Annotated in this window: 15 protein-coding genes; 2 read left to right on the top strand and 13 right to left on the bottom strand. The window is 58.7% G+C overall.

Going from position 1 to position 14,559, the window contains the following annotated elements; translation table 11 throughout:
- Positions 1 to 131 precede the first annotated feature (131 nt).
- From hemC to QP982_RS08380, 3 genes are all read right to left on the bottom strand, one after another.
- Positions 132 to 1,064: a hydroxymethylbilane synthase gene (gene hemC / locus QP982_RS08390; protein ID WP_049190547.1), complete on the bottom strand. Its 933-nt coding sequence runs from the start codon at positions 1,062 to 1,064 to the stop codon at positions 132 to 134.
- A gap of 15 nt (positions 1,065 to 1,079) precedes the next feature.
- Positions 1,080 to 2,522 (bottom strand): glutamyl-tRNA reductase, encoded by a 1,443-nt coding sequence (locus QP982_RS08385; RefSeq protein ID WP_042388369.1) that lies wholly within the window; start codon positions 2,520 to 2,522, stop codon positions 1,080 to 1,082.
- A 224-nt stretch (positions 2,523 to 2,746) separates the two neighbouring features.
- Positions 2,747 to 2,989, bottom strand: coding sequence for a glutaredoxin family protein (locus QP982_RS08380; RefSeq protein WP_016421985.1), 243 nt, complete (start codon positions 2,987 to 2,989; stop codon positions 2,747 to 2,749).
- A gap of 164 nt (positions 2,990 to 3,153) precedes the next feature.
- Here QP982_RS08380 and QP982_RS08375 point away from each other — a divergent pair, with 164 nt between their 5' ends.
- On the top strand, positions 3,154 to 4,278 hold the full coding sequence (locus tag QP982_RS08375) for an HAD family hydrolase (RefSeq protein ID WP_070604613.1): 1,125 nt from the start codon (positions 3,154 to 3,156) through the stop codon (positions 4,276 to 4,278).
- Between the two features lie 238 nt (positions 4,279 to 4,516).
- Here the strand turns inward: QP982_RS08375 and QP982_RS08370 are convergent, their stop codons facing one another.
- The 5 genes from QP982_RS08370 to QP982_RS08350 form a co-directional block, all read right to left on the bottom strand.
- Positions 4,517 to 4,618, bottom strand: coding sequence for a 30S ribosomal protein bS22 (locus tag QP982_RS08370; protein WP_003855542.1), 102 nt, complete (start codon positions 4,616 to 4,618; stop codon positions 4,517 to 4,519).
- A 243-nt stretch (positions 4,619 to 4,861) separates the two neighbouring features.
- Positions 4,862 to 5,053 (bottom strand): helix-turn-helix domain-containing protein, encoded by a 192-nt coding sequence (locus tag QP982_RS08365; RefSeq protein ID WP_005509751.1) that lies wholly within the window; start codon positions 5,051 to 5,053, stop codon positions 4,862 to 4,864.
- A 263-nt stretch (positions 5,054 to 5,316) separates the two neighbouring features.
- Complete coding sequence (gene proC / locus QP982_RS08360; protein WP_070856781.1) at positions 5,317 to 6,126, bottom strand: pyrroline-5-carboxylate reductase; 810 nt, start codon at positions 6,124 to 6,126, stop codon at positions 5,317 to 5,319.
- Positions 6,127 to 6,228: 102 nt separating this feature from the next.
- Positions 6,229 to 7,668, bottom strand: coding sequence for an Rv0497 family membrane protein (locus QP982_RS08355; protein WP_284870410.1), 1,440 nt, complete (start codon positions 7,666 to 7,668; stop codon positions 6,229 to 6,231).
- A 1-nt stretch (position 7,669) separates the two neighbouring features.
- Positions 7,670 to 8,608, bottom strand: coding sequence for a Ppx/GppA family phosphatase (locus tag QP982_RS08350; protein ID WP_076773236.1), 939 nt, complete (start codon positions 8,606 to 8,608; stop codon positions 7,670 to 7,672).
- Positions 8,609 to 8,642: 34 nt separating this feature from the next.
- On the opposite strand from QP982_RS08350, the gene QP982_RS08345 reads away from it, so the two are divergent.
- Complete coding sequence (locus QP982_RS08345; protein WP_016421980.1) at positions 8,643 to 9,575, top strand: DUF3109 family protein; 933 nt, start codon at positions 8,643 to 8,645, stop codon at positions 9,573 to 9,575.
- A 51-nt stretch (positions 9,576 to 9,626) separates the two neighbouring features.
- Here the strand turns inward: QP982_RS08345 and QP982_RS08340 are convergent, their stop codons facing one another.
- The 5 genes from QP982_RS08340 to mshA form a co-directional block, all read right to left on the bottom strand.
- Positions 9,627 to 10,322, bottom strand: a complete 696-nt coding sequence (locus QP982_RS08340) for a response regulator transcription factor (protein ID WP_016421979.1) — start codon at positions 10,320 to 10,322, stop codon at positions 9,627 to 9,629.
- Between the two features lie 3 nt (positions 10,323 to 10,325).
- Entirely contained in the window at positions 10,326 to 11,633 is a 1,308-nt protein-coding gene (locus QP982_RS08335; RefSeq protein WP_069359363.1) for a sensor histidine kinase, read from the bottom strand.
- A 130-nt stretch (positions 11,634 to 11,763) separates the two neighbouring features.
- Entirely contained in the window at positions 11,764 to 12,510 is a 747-nt protein-coding gene (locus tag QP982_RS08330; RefSeq protein ID WP_070643272.1) for a phosphoglyceromutase, read from the bottom strand.
- A 70-nt stretch (positions 12,511 to 12,580) separates the two neighbouring features.
- On the bottom strand, positions 12,581 to 13,066 hold the full coding sequence (locus tag QP982_RS08325) for a type III secretion system chaperone family protein (RefSeq protein ID WP_070643274.1): 486 nt from the start codon (positions 13,064 to 13,066) through the stop codon (positions 12,581 to 12,583).
- A gap of 59 nt (positions 13,067 to 13,125) precedes the next feature.
- Entirely contained in the window at positions 13,126 to 14,388 is a 1,263-nt protein-coding gene (mshA, locus tag QP982_RS08320; RefSeq protein ID WP_172620248.1) for a D-inositol-3-phosphate glycosyltransferase, read from the bottom strand.
- Between the last annotated feature and the right edge of the window lie 171 nt (positions 14,389 to 14,559).

Below are 14,559 nucleotides of genomic sequence, written 5' to 3'. Positions count from 1 at the left end.
ATGCGCCAACGCATGTGAGTGGCAGGTGGACACCTGAATCTCACATGCGAGCACACGAAGGAAACCCTTATCCCAACGGCATGCATACAGGCCTATTAGCATAAAGGGTTTGAGCCAAATTAACTAACCGGCTACTTTTGAGATTCCCGCAGGGTATCGCCCATTACCTCATGAGCACCCCGTTCGAGCAGGGCCGCCGCAACCTTCCGGCCAAGCTCATCGGCCTTATCCACGTTTGCGGTAGCGGTCTCGAGCAACTGACGCGAACCGTCGAGTGCGAACACCCCCGCCTGCAGGGTGAGTTCACCACTGTCGCTCACGGTTGAGTAGGCCGCGACCGGAGCGGTGCAGCCCGCTTCCAGCTCATTGAGTACCGCGCGCTCAGCGACAGCCCGGGCATGGGACACCGGGTGGTCAATCTTGCGCAGAATATCCACAATTTCGCGGTCAGCAGTGCGGCACTCCAGCGCCAGGGCGCCCTGAGCCGGGGCTGGCATGAGGACATCCACATCCAGGGATTCCGCAATCTCTCCGAGGCGACCCGTGCGCTCCAGCCCAGCGCGAGCCAGAATGACAGCGTCCAAGTCCTCAGAGACGCGCCCCATGCGGGTTTCGATGTTTCCACGCAATGGTACAAGTTCCAGATCGGAGCGCAGCGCACGCAGCTGAGAGACACGACGCGGCGCGGAGGTACCCACACGAGCCCCCTCAGGCAGGTCCATCAGCGGCGTGGCATCGCGGGAAATCAGCGCTTCTCGCGGATCGACGCGCTCCGGCACGGCTGCGACCATCATGTCGTCTTCCGGCAGGGTCGGCAGGTCCTTAAACGAGTGCACGATAATGTCGCACACCCCCTCGCGGAGTGCATGACGCAGCGCCTGGGTGAAGACACCGATGCCAATCTTTTCCACCGGGTCGTGGCGGTTATGGTCACCGGCGGTCTTTACAATCACCAGCTCTGCAGGCTGTCCCAGCTCAATCAGTGCATCACGGACGTGACCGGCCTGTGTCGTGGCCAGTTCCGAGCCCCTGGTACCGATACGAATAGTCGCTGGGTCAGGCATGTTTCCCTCCGGGTGTTAATTTTTGGTGGTTTCAGCAACGCCTTCAATGATGGCACTACTGTCAAGACCATACTGCTCAAATCCCTGCATCCGCCCAATTCGGCCCTCTACCATGAGATCTGCGGGGATATCGGTGTCAGCATACAGGCCAGAGGGGGTGGATAGGGGCAGGTCGAAGAGCTTCTGCAGGGCAAGCGCGTAGTTGCCACCACCCTGCTGGCTAGAAAGCTTCTTGACCTGAACCGTTGGCGCGTGCAAGAGCTTATCGACGACGCGGCGAACCGTGGACTCGACCTCGCGACGTTCCTTTTGAGTAAGACCCGGTGTCTTCGCCTCCAGGCGAGCGAGCTCAGCCGCCGCCACATCCGCCGCGCGCTCACGCAGAGCGCGAACAGTCGGTGCTACCTCGCTTGCGCGCTGCGCCGTGAGGTAGGACTCCAACTCTTCGGCCACAATGTCGCGCGCTGCAGCCTCATCATCACGACCCGGAACCTCCGTGCGAGTCATCTGCAGCAATTCGATGTTGAAGAGTGCGATCCCCTCAAGCCCGGAGACATCCTCCGCGACGTCGCGAGGCATAGACAAATCGACGATGGCGAGCGGGCCGTGGTCGACAACATCTGCAGCTGAGACCACTGGAGTCATGGCTCCGGTGGCACTGACGAGAATGTCCACATCATCGAGGACATCAGCGAAATCATGCAACGCAATAGCAGTAGCGGGGATGCCCGCTTCGATCGAGTGGTTAGCCAGGTTCTGCGCCCGGTCAACGGTGCGGTTGGCAATAATCAGACGATCAATGCCGCAGCGCCCCAGGTAACTGGCGGCCAGCGAACTCATCGCACCGGCGCCGAGGATAAGGGCCGAACGTCCGGCCAGAATATCGGTACCCTCAGCGACGTCAACACCAGAGTTGAACCCAGGATGCAGCGCAGCAATCGCCTCGTCGATGGCCACGGAGACCATCGATGCGCCCGCATTATCAATCAGTGTTTCGCTGTGGACTCGCTTGCCTGTGTGCAGCGCCTTCTGCGCCAAGTCATGCAGCATGCGACCGACGGTGCCGGCTTCGTCCGCTTCCTGGTAAGCATTGCGAAGCTGACCGATAATCTGCTGTTCCCCCAGCACCATCGAGTCAAGACCAGCACACACCGAGAAGGCATGCTCCGCTGCGGCCTGTGCGTACCGCACATAGAGGTGCGGTGTCAGTTCATCGAGTTCGAGCCCAGTACGACCGACAATTTCACGGACCACGGCCGATAGGCCAGAGTGGAAGCCGTTGGCCACCACGTAGTACTCAACGCGGTTACAGGTCGACAACAGCATCGCTTCGCTGATCGCTTCATCCGCGACCAGCCGAGCCAAAATGGCCTCTCGCTCAGTTTCACCGACGGAGACCTTTTCAAGAAGGGTCACCGGTGCAGACCGGTACGACATTCCGACGAGAAGCACACTCACCGCTCAATCACCGCTCTATTGCTCCTTCACAGGCCCCGCTACGGGCTTTTTCACACAGCTATGACTGTTAACGCTAGACAACTCTGCCATCTCGTCACAACAAAGGCATACTTTACTTAGTCTCTACCTCGATGTTCGCAGCACTCCCCTACTTCTTTGCCGCTACTCCACATTCTGCCATGTCTCCGCAGCTCCTAGCAGTTCGGCAGAGTTGTCTCCCGAACTTATTCGGCCTCCGCTATCGCTTCCAGGAGTTCATCATCATCGATTTCCCAGCAAGCGATTTCCTCATCATTGACCAAAATCACCGGCACGCGATCGCCAAATTCCATGGCCAAGTTCGGATCGGTATCGACGTCTTCCACCTGGAACTGCGCATTTTGGTCCCGAACTAGCGGCTCAATCTGCGCAATCACTCGGGCGCACGAACCGCACGTCTTCCTACTCATCACCGTCACAGTCACCATAACGGCCAGTCTAAAGGTCGACTGTTTCGCTTTACGACGTCCCCCTCCCCACACTTCCCCTGCAAAAGTGACTCTTCTTATCCTTGCCCCATCCGCTCCTTGAATCTCAGCGCGCAGCTTTGCCTAAAGAGCGGATACTATTCAACAAGAGCTTCCGATAACGGATGTCGGTTGCATACACCGTGGAAAGAGATTTTCGTGCCGTGAGTGAGTTCAGTGCCGACAACCGCTCCCCCTTCCCCATCGACATGCTGGGTGACCTTGCGTCCTCGCAGGGTAACGTCCGCAACTTCCTCGAGCAGGTAGTTCTCGCTCCGCTCAATGACGAAGCACAGGAGGAAGCTGGTGCTGCAGCGGCTGCCAATGCACTGGAAGCTCTCGGCGAGGTCTACGACGTCGGCGGCGAAGAACTGGCTACGGGATTTCGCAGTGTAGCTGGTGCCGAAGATGCCGCTGGCGGTGCACGTGTGCTCTCGCAGCCCATTCCAGGTGTCGAACGCGATCAGGGCGCAGCCGCTTTCTTCGATGTGGACAACACGCTTGTCCAAGGCGCATCAATCTTCCTCTTTGCCATGGGTTTGGTCGAGCGCGGCTTCATCAAGAAGCGTGATTTGGCCGGCATGATTTGGAAGCAGCTGAAATTCCGAATCTCAGGCGCGGAAAACGCTGCCGACGTAGCTAAGGCCCGTGAACAGGCATTGGAGTTTTTCGCCGGCCACGATGTGGATGAAATGGTCAAACTCGGCGAAGAAATCTTTGAAGAAAAGATCAGCGACCGCGTTTACCAGGGCACCCGCGATCTTGCGGAATTACATATCCAGGCTGGCCAAGAGGTCTGGCTGGTCACCGCTACCCCGGTGCAGCTGGCCCAGGTTATCGCTAAGCACATCGGACTGACCGGCGCCCTTGGCACGGTCGCCGAGGTCAAAGATGGCAAGTTCACTGGCCGCCTGGTAGGCGATATTCTCCACGGCCCGGGTAAGAAGCACGCGGTGGCAGCTCTGGCGGCCTCTTCCGGGTTGGATATGTCTCGCTGCACGGCATACTCAGATTCCGCCAACGACATTCCCATGCTGTCCATGGTGGGCACCGCCGTGGCCATCAACCCGGACCGCAAGTTGCGGAATTACGCCCAGAAGATGGGGTGGACTATCTACGACTATCGCCACTTTCGCTCCGCAACCTTCGCCACGATGCGGTGGCTCTCGATCGGAGCACTGCTGGCAGGAGCTGTCGGGGGCGCGGGACTCGTCGGCAAGCGACTGTGGGACGCGAACAAGGAAAGTTAAACGCTGCTAGGCGCACTCGAGAGTTAGTGACTGCGTTTATGACAAAAATGGCTCGAAAAATGGCATGAAAGTGTCATAAACTCCTACAGTTTCACATTTGCAGCCCGTAATCGGCAGCCCGTGATTAGCCCCCAACGACAAAACCCGCCCTATCTCAACGAGACCGGGCGGGTTTTGCTTTTAAAACGTGTACGCGACGCAGCACGCGCGCTCCTGCGATAACGGCAGGAATGCTGGCTTACTTGCCGAGCTTACGACGCTGCACGCGGGTACGGCGAAGCATCTTGCGGTGCTTCTTCTTCGACATGCGCTTGCGACGCTTCTTAATGACGGAACCCATCGGCTCGACCTCGCTATTCGTTGACGGAAATTTCTTTTCTTGCACAATGGCGGCGTACTCAATGCGGCCTTACAACCGCCGAGATGTCACGCCCTTTTTCCTTCCGCCTTCACAGCTAGATACTTCATGACTTGAAGACGATAGGAAACAGGGGCGCAGCACAGCACCATGTACTAATCGGATTAATCATAGCGGGGACATATGCGTTCAGGTCAAACAGCCCCGCTTAAAAGGCAGAAAAAATTAACCCGCGTTGTAGAAAGAGGAGTCCAGGTATTCCTTGACTGCGGACTCATGGACGCGGAAAGAACGGCCAACGCGCACTGCCGGCAGCTCGCCAGCGTGAACCAGGCGGTAGACGGTCATCTTGGATACGCGCATGATGTCAGCAACTTCCGCAACGGTCAGAAAGGTGCCTTTATCTGCATTCTGCATTAGTAAATATTCCCTTCAGCGCACGCGACGCGCTGCAGGCTTCCCCTCCTGCAGAAAATCGTGACACGCACGTGCTTTTCATATCCTACCGGTAGGCAAGGTGCCGGTGCGATTTTTGATAAAAAATAGGGGCATTGGCGAATGGTGTGACAGTTGTGACTAACCCATCGTCCCTGCGTATCGGATTAGCTACTGCCCCTAACCATTTCTAATGCCCCAAATATTGGGGTTACTTGTACACCCGCGACCACTCGGCGAAATACTTATTTACCCATCTCATTGGCCTTGTCATAGCAAGCCTGCAGCGCGCGATGCACCGCGCGGCGAATACCCTCTTCCTCGAAAACTCGGGTGGCCGCTGCCGTTGTACCGCCCGGCGAAGTGACATCAGCACGCAGCGCAGTCGGGTCCGCACCTTCCTGCATCATCATCTCGGCCGCACCAGCAGCCGTAGCCGACGCCAGACGCTTAGCCTGATCACGTTTGAGGCCCAGATTCACACCCGCATCTGTCATCGCCTCGACAAACTGGAAGAAGTAAGCCGGACCAGAGCCCGAGACGGCAGTGACTGCAGACATCAGCGACTCATCGACAACCTCAACGCTGCCGACCTTCTCCAGCAGTTCGACAACCTCGTCGGTCTGGCTCTCCGTGACAAAGCGACCCGGCGCGACTGCACAGACGCCCTTACCCACCAGCATCGGGGTATTCGGCATAACGCGGATCACCGGAGTGCCGACAGCACAGACACCTTCCATCTTGTCCAGCGTGATGCCAGCCGCCATCGACACCACGATGGTGTCAACTTCAGAGTCATCGAGCACGTCGGCAATCTGCTCGAGCATGTCGATAATCAAGTACGGCTTTACGCACAAGAACACCACGTCGGCACCGTCGACGGCCCCTACTGGGTCGTCGGCATCGACAATGCCGTAGGTCTCCTTCAGACCGGCCAGGCTCTCCTTGGTGCGCCCCACCACATAAATCGAGGAGGGCGAGACACCACCGTCGATGAGACCACCGACGAGTGCGCTACCAATCTTTCCGCCACCAATTACAGCAATTCTTGTCATGGACGCTAAGTGTGCCAAAACTGGCCCACACATGCGAATGCAGGGACCGGAAAACTTCGCTTCCGGCCCCTGCATCAGGTGATGATTATTTTGTTGGCCCCACTACAACTGGAAGAGAATCCAGGGGCCAAATGTCAGTGCCAAACCGACAAGCCCCGCGAGAATCGGTGTCAGTTTGTCCTTCTCACGGCGCAGGTAGTTAGCCATTCCCGCGAAGCCACCAGCGACCACGAGAGCCATGATGACAACCACGATCTTTGGCAGCGACGACCAGGCCATGGTGAAGCCCAGGAACACCAATGCACCAGCAATCAGACCCACGAAGACCTGAACCAGCAGCAACGGCACCGAGAGGGAATTGTCCTCGGCGTAGCCATCGCGCGCGGCGACCTTGCCCTTGGAGCTCTTGGGTTTATCACGCTTAACGACGTCCCGGGGCTCCGACTGCTTCTCGTCAGCTGCGACCTGGGTCGGTGTGGTCTCGGCCTGTACGTCTTCTGGCTGTGCTACTTCAGGAGCGACAGCGGCTGCTACTGCCGCCTCGGAAGCGGCACCGGTATCGGCATCAGCGTCGGCAGCCTCGAAGGTATCCGTTTCCTGAGCAGCTTCGGTCTCACCGGCTGCGTCTGCCTCTTCCACCTGCGGCAGCACACGGGTTTGCTCTTCCGGAGCTTCTGTTGTTTCAGACTCAGCAAGCTGTTCACCGTCGACGTCATCCGATTCCGCGGATGCCGCAGCCTCTTCGTCGACACTGTCCTGGACAACCGGAATGGAGGCAGTCGGACGGTCGTCGTAAGCGTTGGAACCGGTGAGTACTGCACGAGCGACTGGCCCCGGCTCCCCAATCTGCTGCGACTCGTCTGCCATGTCACGCAGTTCGGTAAAGGTGTAGGTAATCTCCGAACGCTCGGAGTTGACCATGACCGGACGGGGTTCCATCGGAATTGCCAATGGCACTGCAGTGGCTGCTGGCTGCGTAGTTGGCATGCTCGGCGCAGCTTGCTCCTGCTGCGGAGTTGCCGGAGCAACCGGAACAGCCGGTTCTTCGGCAACTTCGTCAGCTTCGACGTCAGCGACCTCGGCGTCGGCTACTTCGGCATCAGCGACCTCGGTGTCAGCCTCAATTGATTCCAGCTCTTCCTCTTCCTGAGCAGCAACTTCAGCCTCGGCCTCAGCTTGAACCTCATGCTCCGAAGAATCCGCCTCTTCAGCAACTATCACTGACTCAGCAACGGCCTCCGAGTGCTCCGGAGCTTCTGCCTCCGGTTCGGAAGCCCGTGCTTCTTCGGTGCCGTTGGTCGCAGCTTCGTCGGCAAGCAAATCGCTCGTAGTCGTCTGACCGTCGTCTGCGTTGGAAAGAGCGTGCGCACCACGCCGCGGTTCGCCGGCCTTAACGCGAGGGATTGAGCCAGTGAGTTCCTGAACGGACACACCGCCTTCTTCAAGGCTGCGTCGACGGCGGCGCCGCGGTGGTTCAGAGGGGGCTCCCTCCTTCTGCCGCCGCGCCAGCAGTTCGGCAACGGTGAGCTTTTCCTCGCTCATCTCAACCCTTTCCGTATAGGTCACTGTCCAGTCGTCGGAAGATAATGCCCTCGCGCAGAGCCCAAGGACAAATCTCGACCTTCTCTAATCCCAATGCTCGCATACTAGCCTCTGCAACGAGAGCACCTGCGACAATTTGGTGAGAACGATTTGCACTAACACCCTCAAGTTCAGCACGGTCAGCCGCCGTCATGCGTGAAATAAACGCAATCAACTGACGCAAACCAGCCGCAGTCAGAGTGCGCTTAACCCTCGGACCAGCGGCGGAAGGCGCCGCACCAGTCAGGCGGGCGAGAGTGCGGAAAGTCTTCGAGGTGGCGACAGCCAAGTCCGGCTCACCAAGCGTACGCAGATGACGAGCTGGCTCAGCGAGCTCAGCATCAATGTAGTCGCGCAGCAGGTCAATCTTCTTACGCTCCGGCGGGTCGGTCTCGAACCACTCGTGGGTCAAACGGCCCGCACCGAGCAGCAGTGAGTACGCGGCCTCCGGATCCTCATCGTTACCCGACGTCAACTCGAGAGAGCCGCCACCGATATCCAGGTTGATTAGACGACCAGCAGACCAGCCGTACCAGCGCCGTACTGCCAAAAAGGTCAGACGAGCCTCCTCCTCACCGGAGAGAATCTGCAGCTTAATGCCAGTTTCCTTCTCGACGTGGGCGAGTACTTCGTCCGCGTTGGCGGCATCGCGAACAGCCGAAGTGGCGAAACTAATCATCTCTTCGCACTTCATCTGCTCAACCAATTCCTTGGATTCAGCGACGTAGCCCGTCAGCTTGTCAATGCCCTTCTTGGACAGGTTGTTGTCCTTATCCAGGTACTCGACCAGCTTCATCGTCGACTTGGAATCGCTCATCGGAGTCGGATGTCCGCCCCGGCGGGCGTCCACCATCACCAAGTGGACGGTATTACTACCTACATCTAATACACCTAATCTCACTCTTAGTAGGTTAGACGGTCTACGGTGTATTGGTGTGAATCAACCCCACCCCCGCCCCGGTCGTGGACCGCAACCGTCTCCCGCTGAAGTCGCCTATGACTTTCCCCGCGAGTGGTTCGAGTTCGCCCACCCGGAGGACCCAGAACATATCATCACCTGCGACCTAACCTGGTTGATGAGCTCCTATCAATGCGCTTTCGGCACCTCCGCTTGCCAGGGCATCGACTCCGCGAACGCGGATGTCGGATGCTGTGGCCATGGCGCCTTTATCACCGACGAAGAAGACCGCGAGAGGGTTATTGACGTCGTAAAGCGAATGGAAGGCGACTCCGCAGAGCCCCAGTGGTGGCAGAACCGCCCCGAACAAACTCTGAAGTGGCTTGAAACCTACGAAACCGACCCCTCCGAACCGTTGGAACCGTGGTTAGTGTGGGACGAGCTTGACGACGAAAACGGAGAGCCTGAGCCTGCTCTGAAAACGAAGGTCGTGAAGAATGCCTGCATTTTTGCCAACCGTGACGGATGGCGCAATGGTGCGGGCTGTGCCATCCACCAATGGGCGATGGCCAACGACATTGACCCCGTAAAGGTCAAGCCGGATGTGTGTTGGCAGGTGCCGCTGCGCCGACTGGAGGACTGGGAGGAACGCCCGGACGGCCAGGAGATTCTGCGCACGACCATTACCGAATACGATCGTCGTGCCTGGGGCGATGGCGGCGAGGACTTTGAATGGTTCTGCACGGGCGCGCCGGCCACACATACCGGTGGCGAGCCGGTGTGGCGCACGCACAAGTCCGAGCTAATAGAGCTCATCGGCGAAGAGTGCTACGAAATTCTGGCGGAGCACTGCCGTGCCCGAGAAATAGCGGGCGCGGCCAAGGCTTTCGGGCCGAGTGGCTACCCACTGCTGGCGATTCACCCGGCCACACGCGCAGCGGCCGAGGGGCTGGCGCCGGACGAGGTTTAAGTCGGGGTTTCTCAGACCGACGGCGGAGATTGTCGGCAGCAGTCTGCTGAGCTAGTCCTCGAACTTGTAACCCAAGCCGCGAACGGTGACCAGGAACTCCGGCGAGGAAGGATTGCGCTCGATCTTGGAGCGCAGGCGCTTGATGTGTACGTCCAGCGTCTTGGTGTCGCCGACGTAGTCGGAGCCCCAGACGCGGTCGATGAGCTGGCCACGGGTTAGCACACGACCACGGTTGCGCAGCAAGTACTCCAGCAGGTCGAATTCCTTGAGCGGCATTGCGACATCATCGCCGTCAACGGTGACTACATGGCGCTCGACGTCCAGCACGACCGGGCCGCCGCGCAAGACCTCCTCGTAGATATCCTCGACATCGTCGGAGTCGTCGTGGCGACCGCGGCGCAGCACAGCCCGGATACGGGCAATAAGTTCCCGAGAGGAATACGGCTTGGTCACATAGTCATCCGCACCAATTTCGAGGCCGACGACCTTGTCAATCTCAGTGTCACGGGCGGTCACCATAATCACTGGGACAGAGGACTTTAAGCGGATGTTTTTGCAGACCTCGGTGCCGCTCATACCTGGCAGCATGAGGTCCAGCAGCACAATGTCCGGTTCTGCCTTGGAGAATTCTGCAAGTGCTTCCTGGCCGTCAGCGGCCATCCGCACCTCGAATCCTTCGCGCTGCAGCAGAAACGCAAGCGGCTCCGCCAAAGCCGTCTCGTCTTCGACAATAAGTACCTCAGTCACGGATTACTTCATTCCTTCCTTGGAATCCTTGTTCTGGGAATCCTTATCCTTGCCACGGGTTTTGCCCGTACCTCGCTGCGCGTTTTTCTTAGCCGCAATTTTACCCGCAGGCTGGGTGTGGCCGATTGGCAAACGTGCAGATACATCGCCATCATTCGACGCGGAACCGTTCTTTTCCATCAGCGGGAGCTCAATGGTGAAGGTCGATCCTGTGCCCAGCCGACTCCACAGCTTGACGGTTCCCTTGTGATTCGCTGCGACGTGCTTAACAATTGCCAAGCCCAGACCGGTACCGCCTGTCGCCCGCGAGCGTGCCTTATCCGCACGGAAGAAGCGCTCGAAGATGCGCTTCTGGTTCGCCTGGGAAATGCCGATACCGCGGTCAGTGACGCGGATAGCGACGGTGTCGTTATCCTCCTTGACCGCAGTCACAGATACAGGCGTGGCCTCTGGCGAGTAGTTGATCGCATTTGAAATCAGGTTGGACACCGCGGTAATCAGCAGGCTGCGTTCACCTTCAACCACCAAATCCGGCTCACAGTCAACGGTGATTTCAATACCCGCCTGCTCCGAGAGCATCTGGTTACGACGCACAGCTCCCTGGACAATCTCTTCAACCCTCACGGGAGACATGTCCGGCAGCGGCTCTGCCCCCTGCAGCTTCGACAGCGAGATGAGTTCCGTAATCATGGTCGACATCCGCTTGGACTCCTGCGTCAGGCTCTCACTGAAGTGACGCACGGCAACCGGGTCGTCGGTAGCTTCATTCAGCGCCTCGACCAAGAGGCTGATGGCCCCCACCGGAGTCTTGAGCTCGTGGGAAACGTTAGCCACAAAGTCACGTCGCGCGGCCTCCATACGGGCCTGTTCGGAGACATCCGCCGCATAAATCACCACAAAACGGTCGTCCACCAGTGACAACGGAGTTAGCTGACAGCGGACAATTGTGTCCGGCGCCCCCGCCCGGCGCGACGGCAGCACCAGCGTTAGCTCCTGGTCCTCCTGCGAGTCAAAGACCTTGAGCGCAGCTTCCCAGCCCACGTCATTGAGGCGGCGCTCATAGACCAGCCCTAACTTGTGCGCCATGGAGTTCGACAAAATCAAATCACGTGAGATGTCAACGACCACCACACCCGTCGGAGACTTCTGAATGGCCAGGTGCATGACCTGCGCCATGGTGGTTATTGAACTTTCCTCGTCGCTCTTCTGACGCCGAGCGGCGTTATAGGCACCCGAGACAACTCCACCAAGAATCAGCACAGCTGCCATAACCGCAGCACCTAATAGAGCGGCGATAATGATTTTTGACACGGGTCTTACCCTAAGCTCTTTTCACAATCCGCGCGCGCTGAAAATCAGTGCGCTAGCTAGCTCTAAATAGACCAAGGAGCACAGCCCCACTTGGCTGCGCCCCTTATCGGCCTATCAAACACCTACATTTTTACTTGTTGCCCTGAGCAGCAACAGCAGCAGCACCTGCAGCTGCAGCTTCCGGATCCAGGTAGGTGCCACCCGGGTTCAAAACCTTGCCCTCAGCATCAAAGTCGTAAACCAGCGGGATACCGGTCGGGATGTTCAGAGCGGCAATGTCCTCGTCCGAGATGTTGTCCAGGTGCTTGACCAGTGCACGCAGGGAGTTACCGTGAGCTGCCACCATGACAGTCTCACCGGACTTCAGACGCGGCAGGATTTCCTCTTCAAAGTAAGGAATGAAACGCTTCACGACGTCCAGGAGGCACTCCGTGCGCGGAACCTCATCCAGGTTGGCGTAACGCGGGTCATTAGCCTGCGAGAACTCGCTGTCATCCGACAGCTCCGGCGGCGGAGTGTCGTAGGAGCGACGCCAGGACATGAACTGGTCCTCGCCGTACTTCTCCTTGGTCTCTGCCTTGTTCAGACCCTGCAGAGCACCGTAGTGGCGCTCGTTCAGACGCCAGTCACGGATAACCGGAATCCACAACAGGTCAGCGGTATCCAGGGCAATGTGTGCGGTGTTAATTGCGCGACGCAGCAGCGACGTGTAGAGAACCTGCGGCTTCAGGCCTGCCTCTACGAGCATCTCACCGGCACGTACTGCCTCAGCGCGGCCCTTGTCGGTCAGTGCAACGTCGACCCAGCCCGTGAACTGGTTGGATGCGTTCCACTCACTCTGGCCATGACGGACAAGAATCAGTTTTCCATTGCTCATACCCCTAATTGTGCCCCAAAACGGGAAAGCCCGCCGTTCGTTGCCCCGCTATGTGGGTTGCTACCCCCGGCTACTCAACCATGTGGCGGAACTGCTCCAGATTGGCCAGGTTTTCCCCACGGTCAACCCGCCACTCCCACTCGCGCTTAATTGCCGATGCAAAGCCGCGTTCGAGGATCTGGTTGAAGTCCCCATCGGCCGTCTCCAGCAGCTGACCGAGGAGACGGTCGAGGTCATCGTCGGAAAGCTCAGCGGGCAGTTGACCGACCAGGTAGATGTCGCCGGCGGCGTCGATGGTGTAACCGATGCCGAACAGACGACGGTTGCGCTGCAGCAACCACTTGTAGACGGCCTCGTGGTTTTCTTCGACCGCGCGACAGACGAAGGCTTCAACACGCAGGGAGTCCGGCGCCGGGATGAGGCCGACGACAGTCTTGAGCTTCTTCTTACCAGGCAGGACCACCACGGCGGCATTGTCTGCAAGACCATGCTCGACACCGAGGCGTTCCAGCTGCTCACCGAGGGATTTCAGCTGTACTTGGATGTCCGTGCTCATCGTGAATCATCTCCCTGCTTTTGTGGCTACGGCTCTGGCGGTACTGAAGCTAACGAAACCTACCGGGAGCCGCCCGCATCCCGGATAGAGCCGGGACAATTTTCCTTTTGGAGTTCGGTTCGATGATAGACATCGGCCAACCGATCCACGGTCTTTTGCCAGGAAAACTCCAGGGAGTGCTCGCGTGCCTGGGTGGCCAATTTAATGCGTAGCTCGTCGTCCTCCACCAGGCGACCGAGGGCATCGGCCCAGGCTGCGGGCTCGTGACCGTCGACAAGCAAACCGCTGACCCCATCGTCGACAGCGATGGAGAGTCCGCCGACATTCGCCGCGACAACGGGAGTACCGGTGGCCTGAGCCTCCATCGCCACCAACCCGAAAGTTTCGTTGTAACTGGGCACGGCGACAATATCTGCGGCCTGGTAGAGCTTCGCCAGGTCCTGCGGCGGGCGCGGGGGCATGAACCGGACCAGGTGGTCGATCCCCTCTTCCGCGGCGAGATTGGTGAATTCGTCGGGCGCATGCAGCCCAGAACCGGAAAGTCCACCGCAGATAATCACTCGGACATTAGTGGCGGGATGGCGACGCATGAGCTCACCGACACCCCGCAGCAATACCTGCGGGCCTTTCAGCCGCTGCAGCCTACCGACGAACAAAATGACCTTAGTGTGCAACGGGATGCCCAGCTCACGACGGGACCGCTCGGTGGCACGATCACTGCCCGGCGAAAAGAGCTCCACGTCCACCCCGGGCGGCACGACATTGATGCGCCACGGGTCGGCATCGTGGAGATCCGCGAGCTGCTTAGCCTCGGCATCTGTGTTGACGATGAGCCGGCACGCATTGTCCACAATCTGCTGCTCACAGATACGCCGAGACTCCGGCTCCGGCGTATCTCCCTCCGCCAGATGGAGATTCTTCACTGCCGCCAGCGTGTGCGCCGTGTGCACAAACGGAATGTCAAGCAAATCCGACAGCAACCACCCCACCTGGCCAGAGAGCCAGTAGTGCGAATGAATCAGGTCGTATTCAATCCCCTGTTTGCGGGCGAACTCAATAACCCCGCCAGCAAAAGCCGGCATCTGCGTAGCCAGGTCTGACTTCTCCAGCCCCTCATATGGGCCAGCCACTATGTTGATGACACGGAAATTCTCACTGACCTGAATCACCGGTCCATCGCTGGAACGCGTGGCGCGAGTGAAAACATCCACCTTCACACCGCGTCGCGCCAACTCCTCGCAGGTGCGCAGCACGTAGACATTCATGCCGCCAGCGTCACCGATGCCCGGTTGCTCCAGCGGAGAGGTATGCATGGAGATCATCGCGATGCGGTTCGGCCACGCCGGGGTATTAGAGGTGGTGTTTGGGGTGGCGGCGTCTGCGCCCGCCGTTGCCGACGGAAATGTTTCGGTCATACTGCCCAGAGTGCCTATTCCAAGGGCAACCCCGCAAATGAGTACCTCAAATACGTGTATAGAAATCCCGACATTGCA

This window comes from Corynebacterium sp. MSK019, from assembly GCF_030232425.1.
Lineage (GTDB): Bacteria > Actinomycetota > Actinomycetes > Mycobacteriales > Mycobacteriaceae > Corynebacterium > Corynebacterium jeikeium_D.
Note: the sequence above shows the minus strand (reverse complement) of the source record. Positions and strands in the feature narration are given on the sequence as shown.

Excerpts from the sequence above, each read along its gene's own strand:
- proC (WP_070856781.1), bottom strand. The coding sequence starts at position 6,126 with ATGACAAGAATTGCTGTAATTGGTGGCGGAAAGATTGGTAGCGCACTC.
- QP982_RS08370 (WP_003855542.1), bottom strand. The coding sequence starts at position 4,618 with ATGGGTTCCGTCATTAAGAAGCGTCGCAAGCGCATGTCGAAGAAGAAG.
- QP982_RS08380 (WP_016421985.1), bottom strand. The coding sequence starts at position 2,989 with ATGGTGACTGTGACGGTGATGAGTAGGAAGACGTGCGGTTCGTGCGCC.
- QP982_RS08375 (WP_070604613.1), top strand. The coding sequence starts at position 3,154 with ATGTCGGTTGCATACACCGTGGAAAGAGATTTTCGTGCCGTGAGTGAG.
- hemC (WP_049190547.1), bottom strand. The coding sequence starts at position 1,064 with ATGCCTGACCCAGCGACTATTCGTATCGGTACCAGGGGCTCGGAACTG.
- QP982_RS08325 (WP_070643274.1), bottom strand. The coding sequence starts at position 13,066 with ATGAGCACGGACATCCAAGTACAGCTGAAATCCCTCGGTGAGCAGCTG.
- QP982_RS08355 (WP_284870410.1), bottom strand. The coding sequence starts at position 7,668 with ATGAGCGAGGAAAAGCTCACCGTTGCCGAACTGCTGGCGCGGCGGCAG.
- mshA (WP_172620248.1), bottom strand. The coding sequence starts at position 14,388 with ATGATCTCCATGCATACCTCTCCGCTGGAGCAACCGGGCATCGGTGAC.
- QP982_RS08365 (WP_005509751.1), bottom strand. The coding sequence starts at position 5,053 with ATGCAGAATGCAGATAAAGGCACCTTTCTGACCGTTGCGGAAGTTGCT.
- QP982_RS08330 (WP_070643272.1), bottom strand. The coding sequence starts at position 12,510 with ATGAGCAATGGAAAACTGATTCTTGTCCGTCATGGCCAGAGTGAGTGG.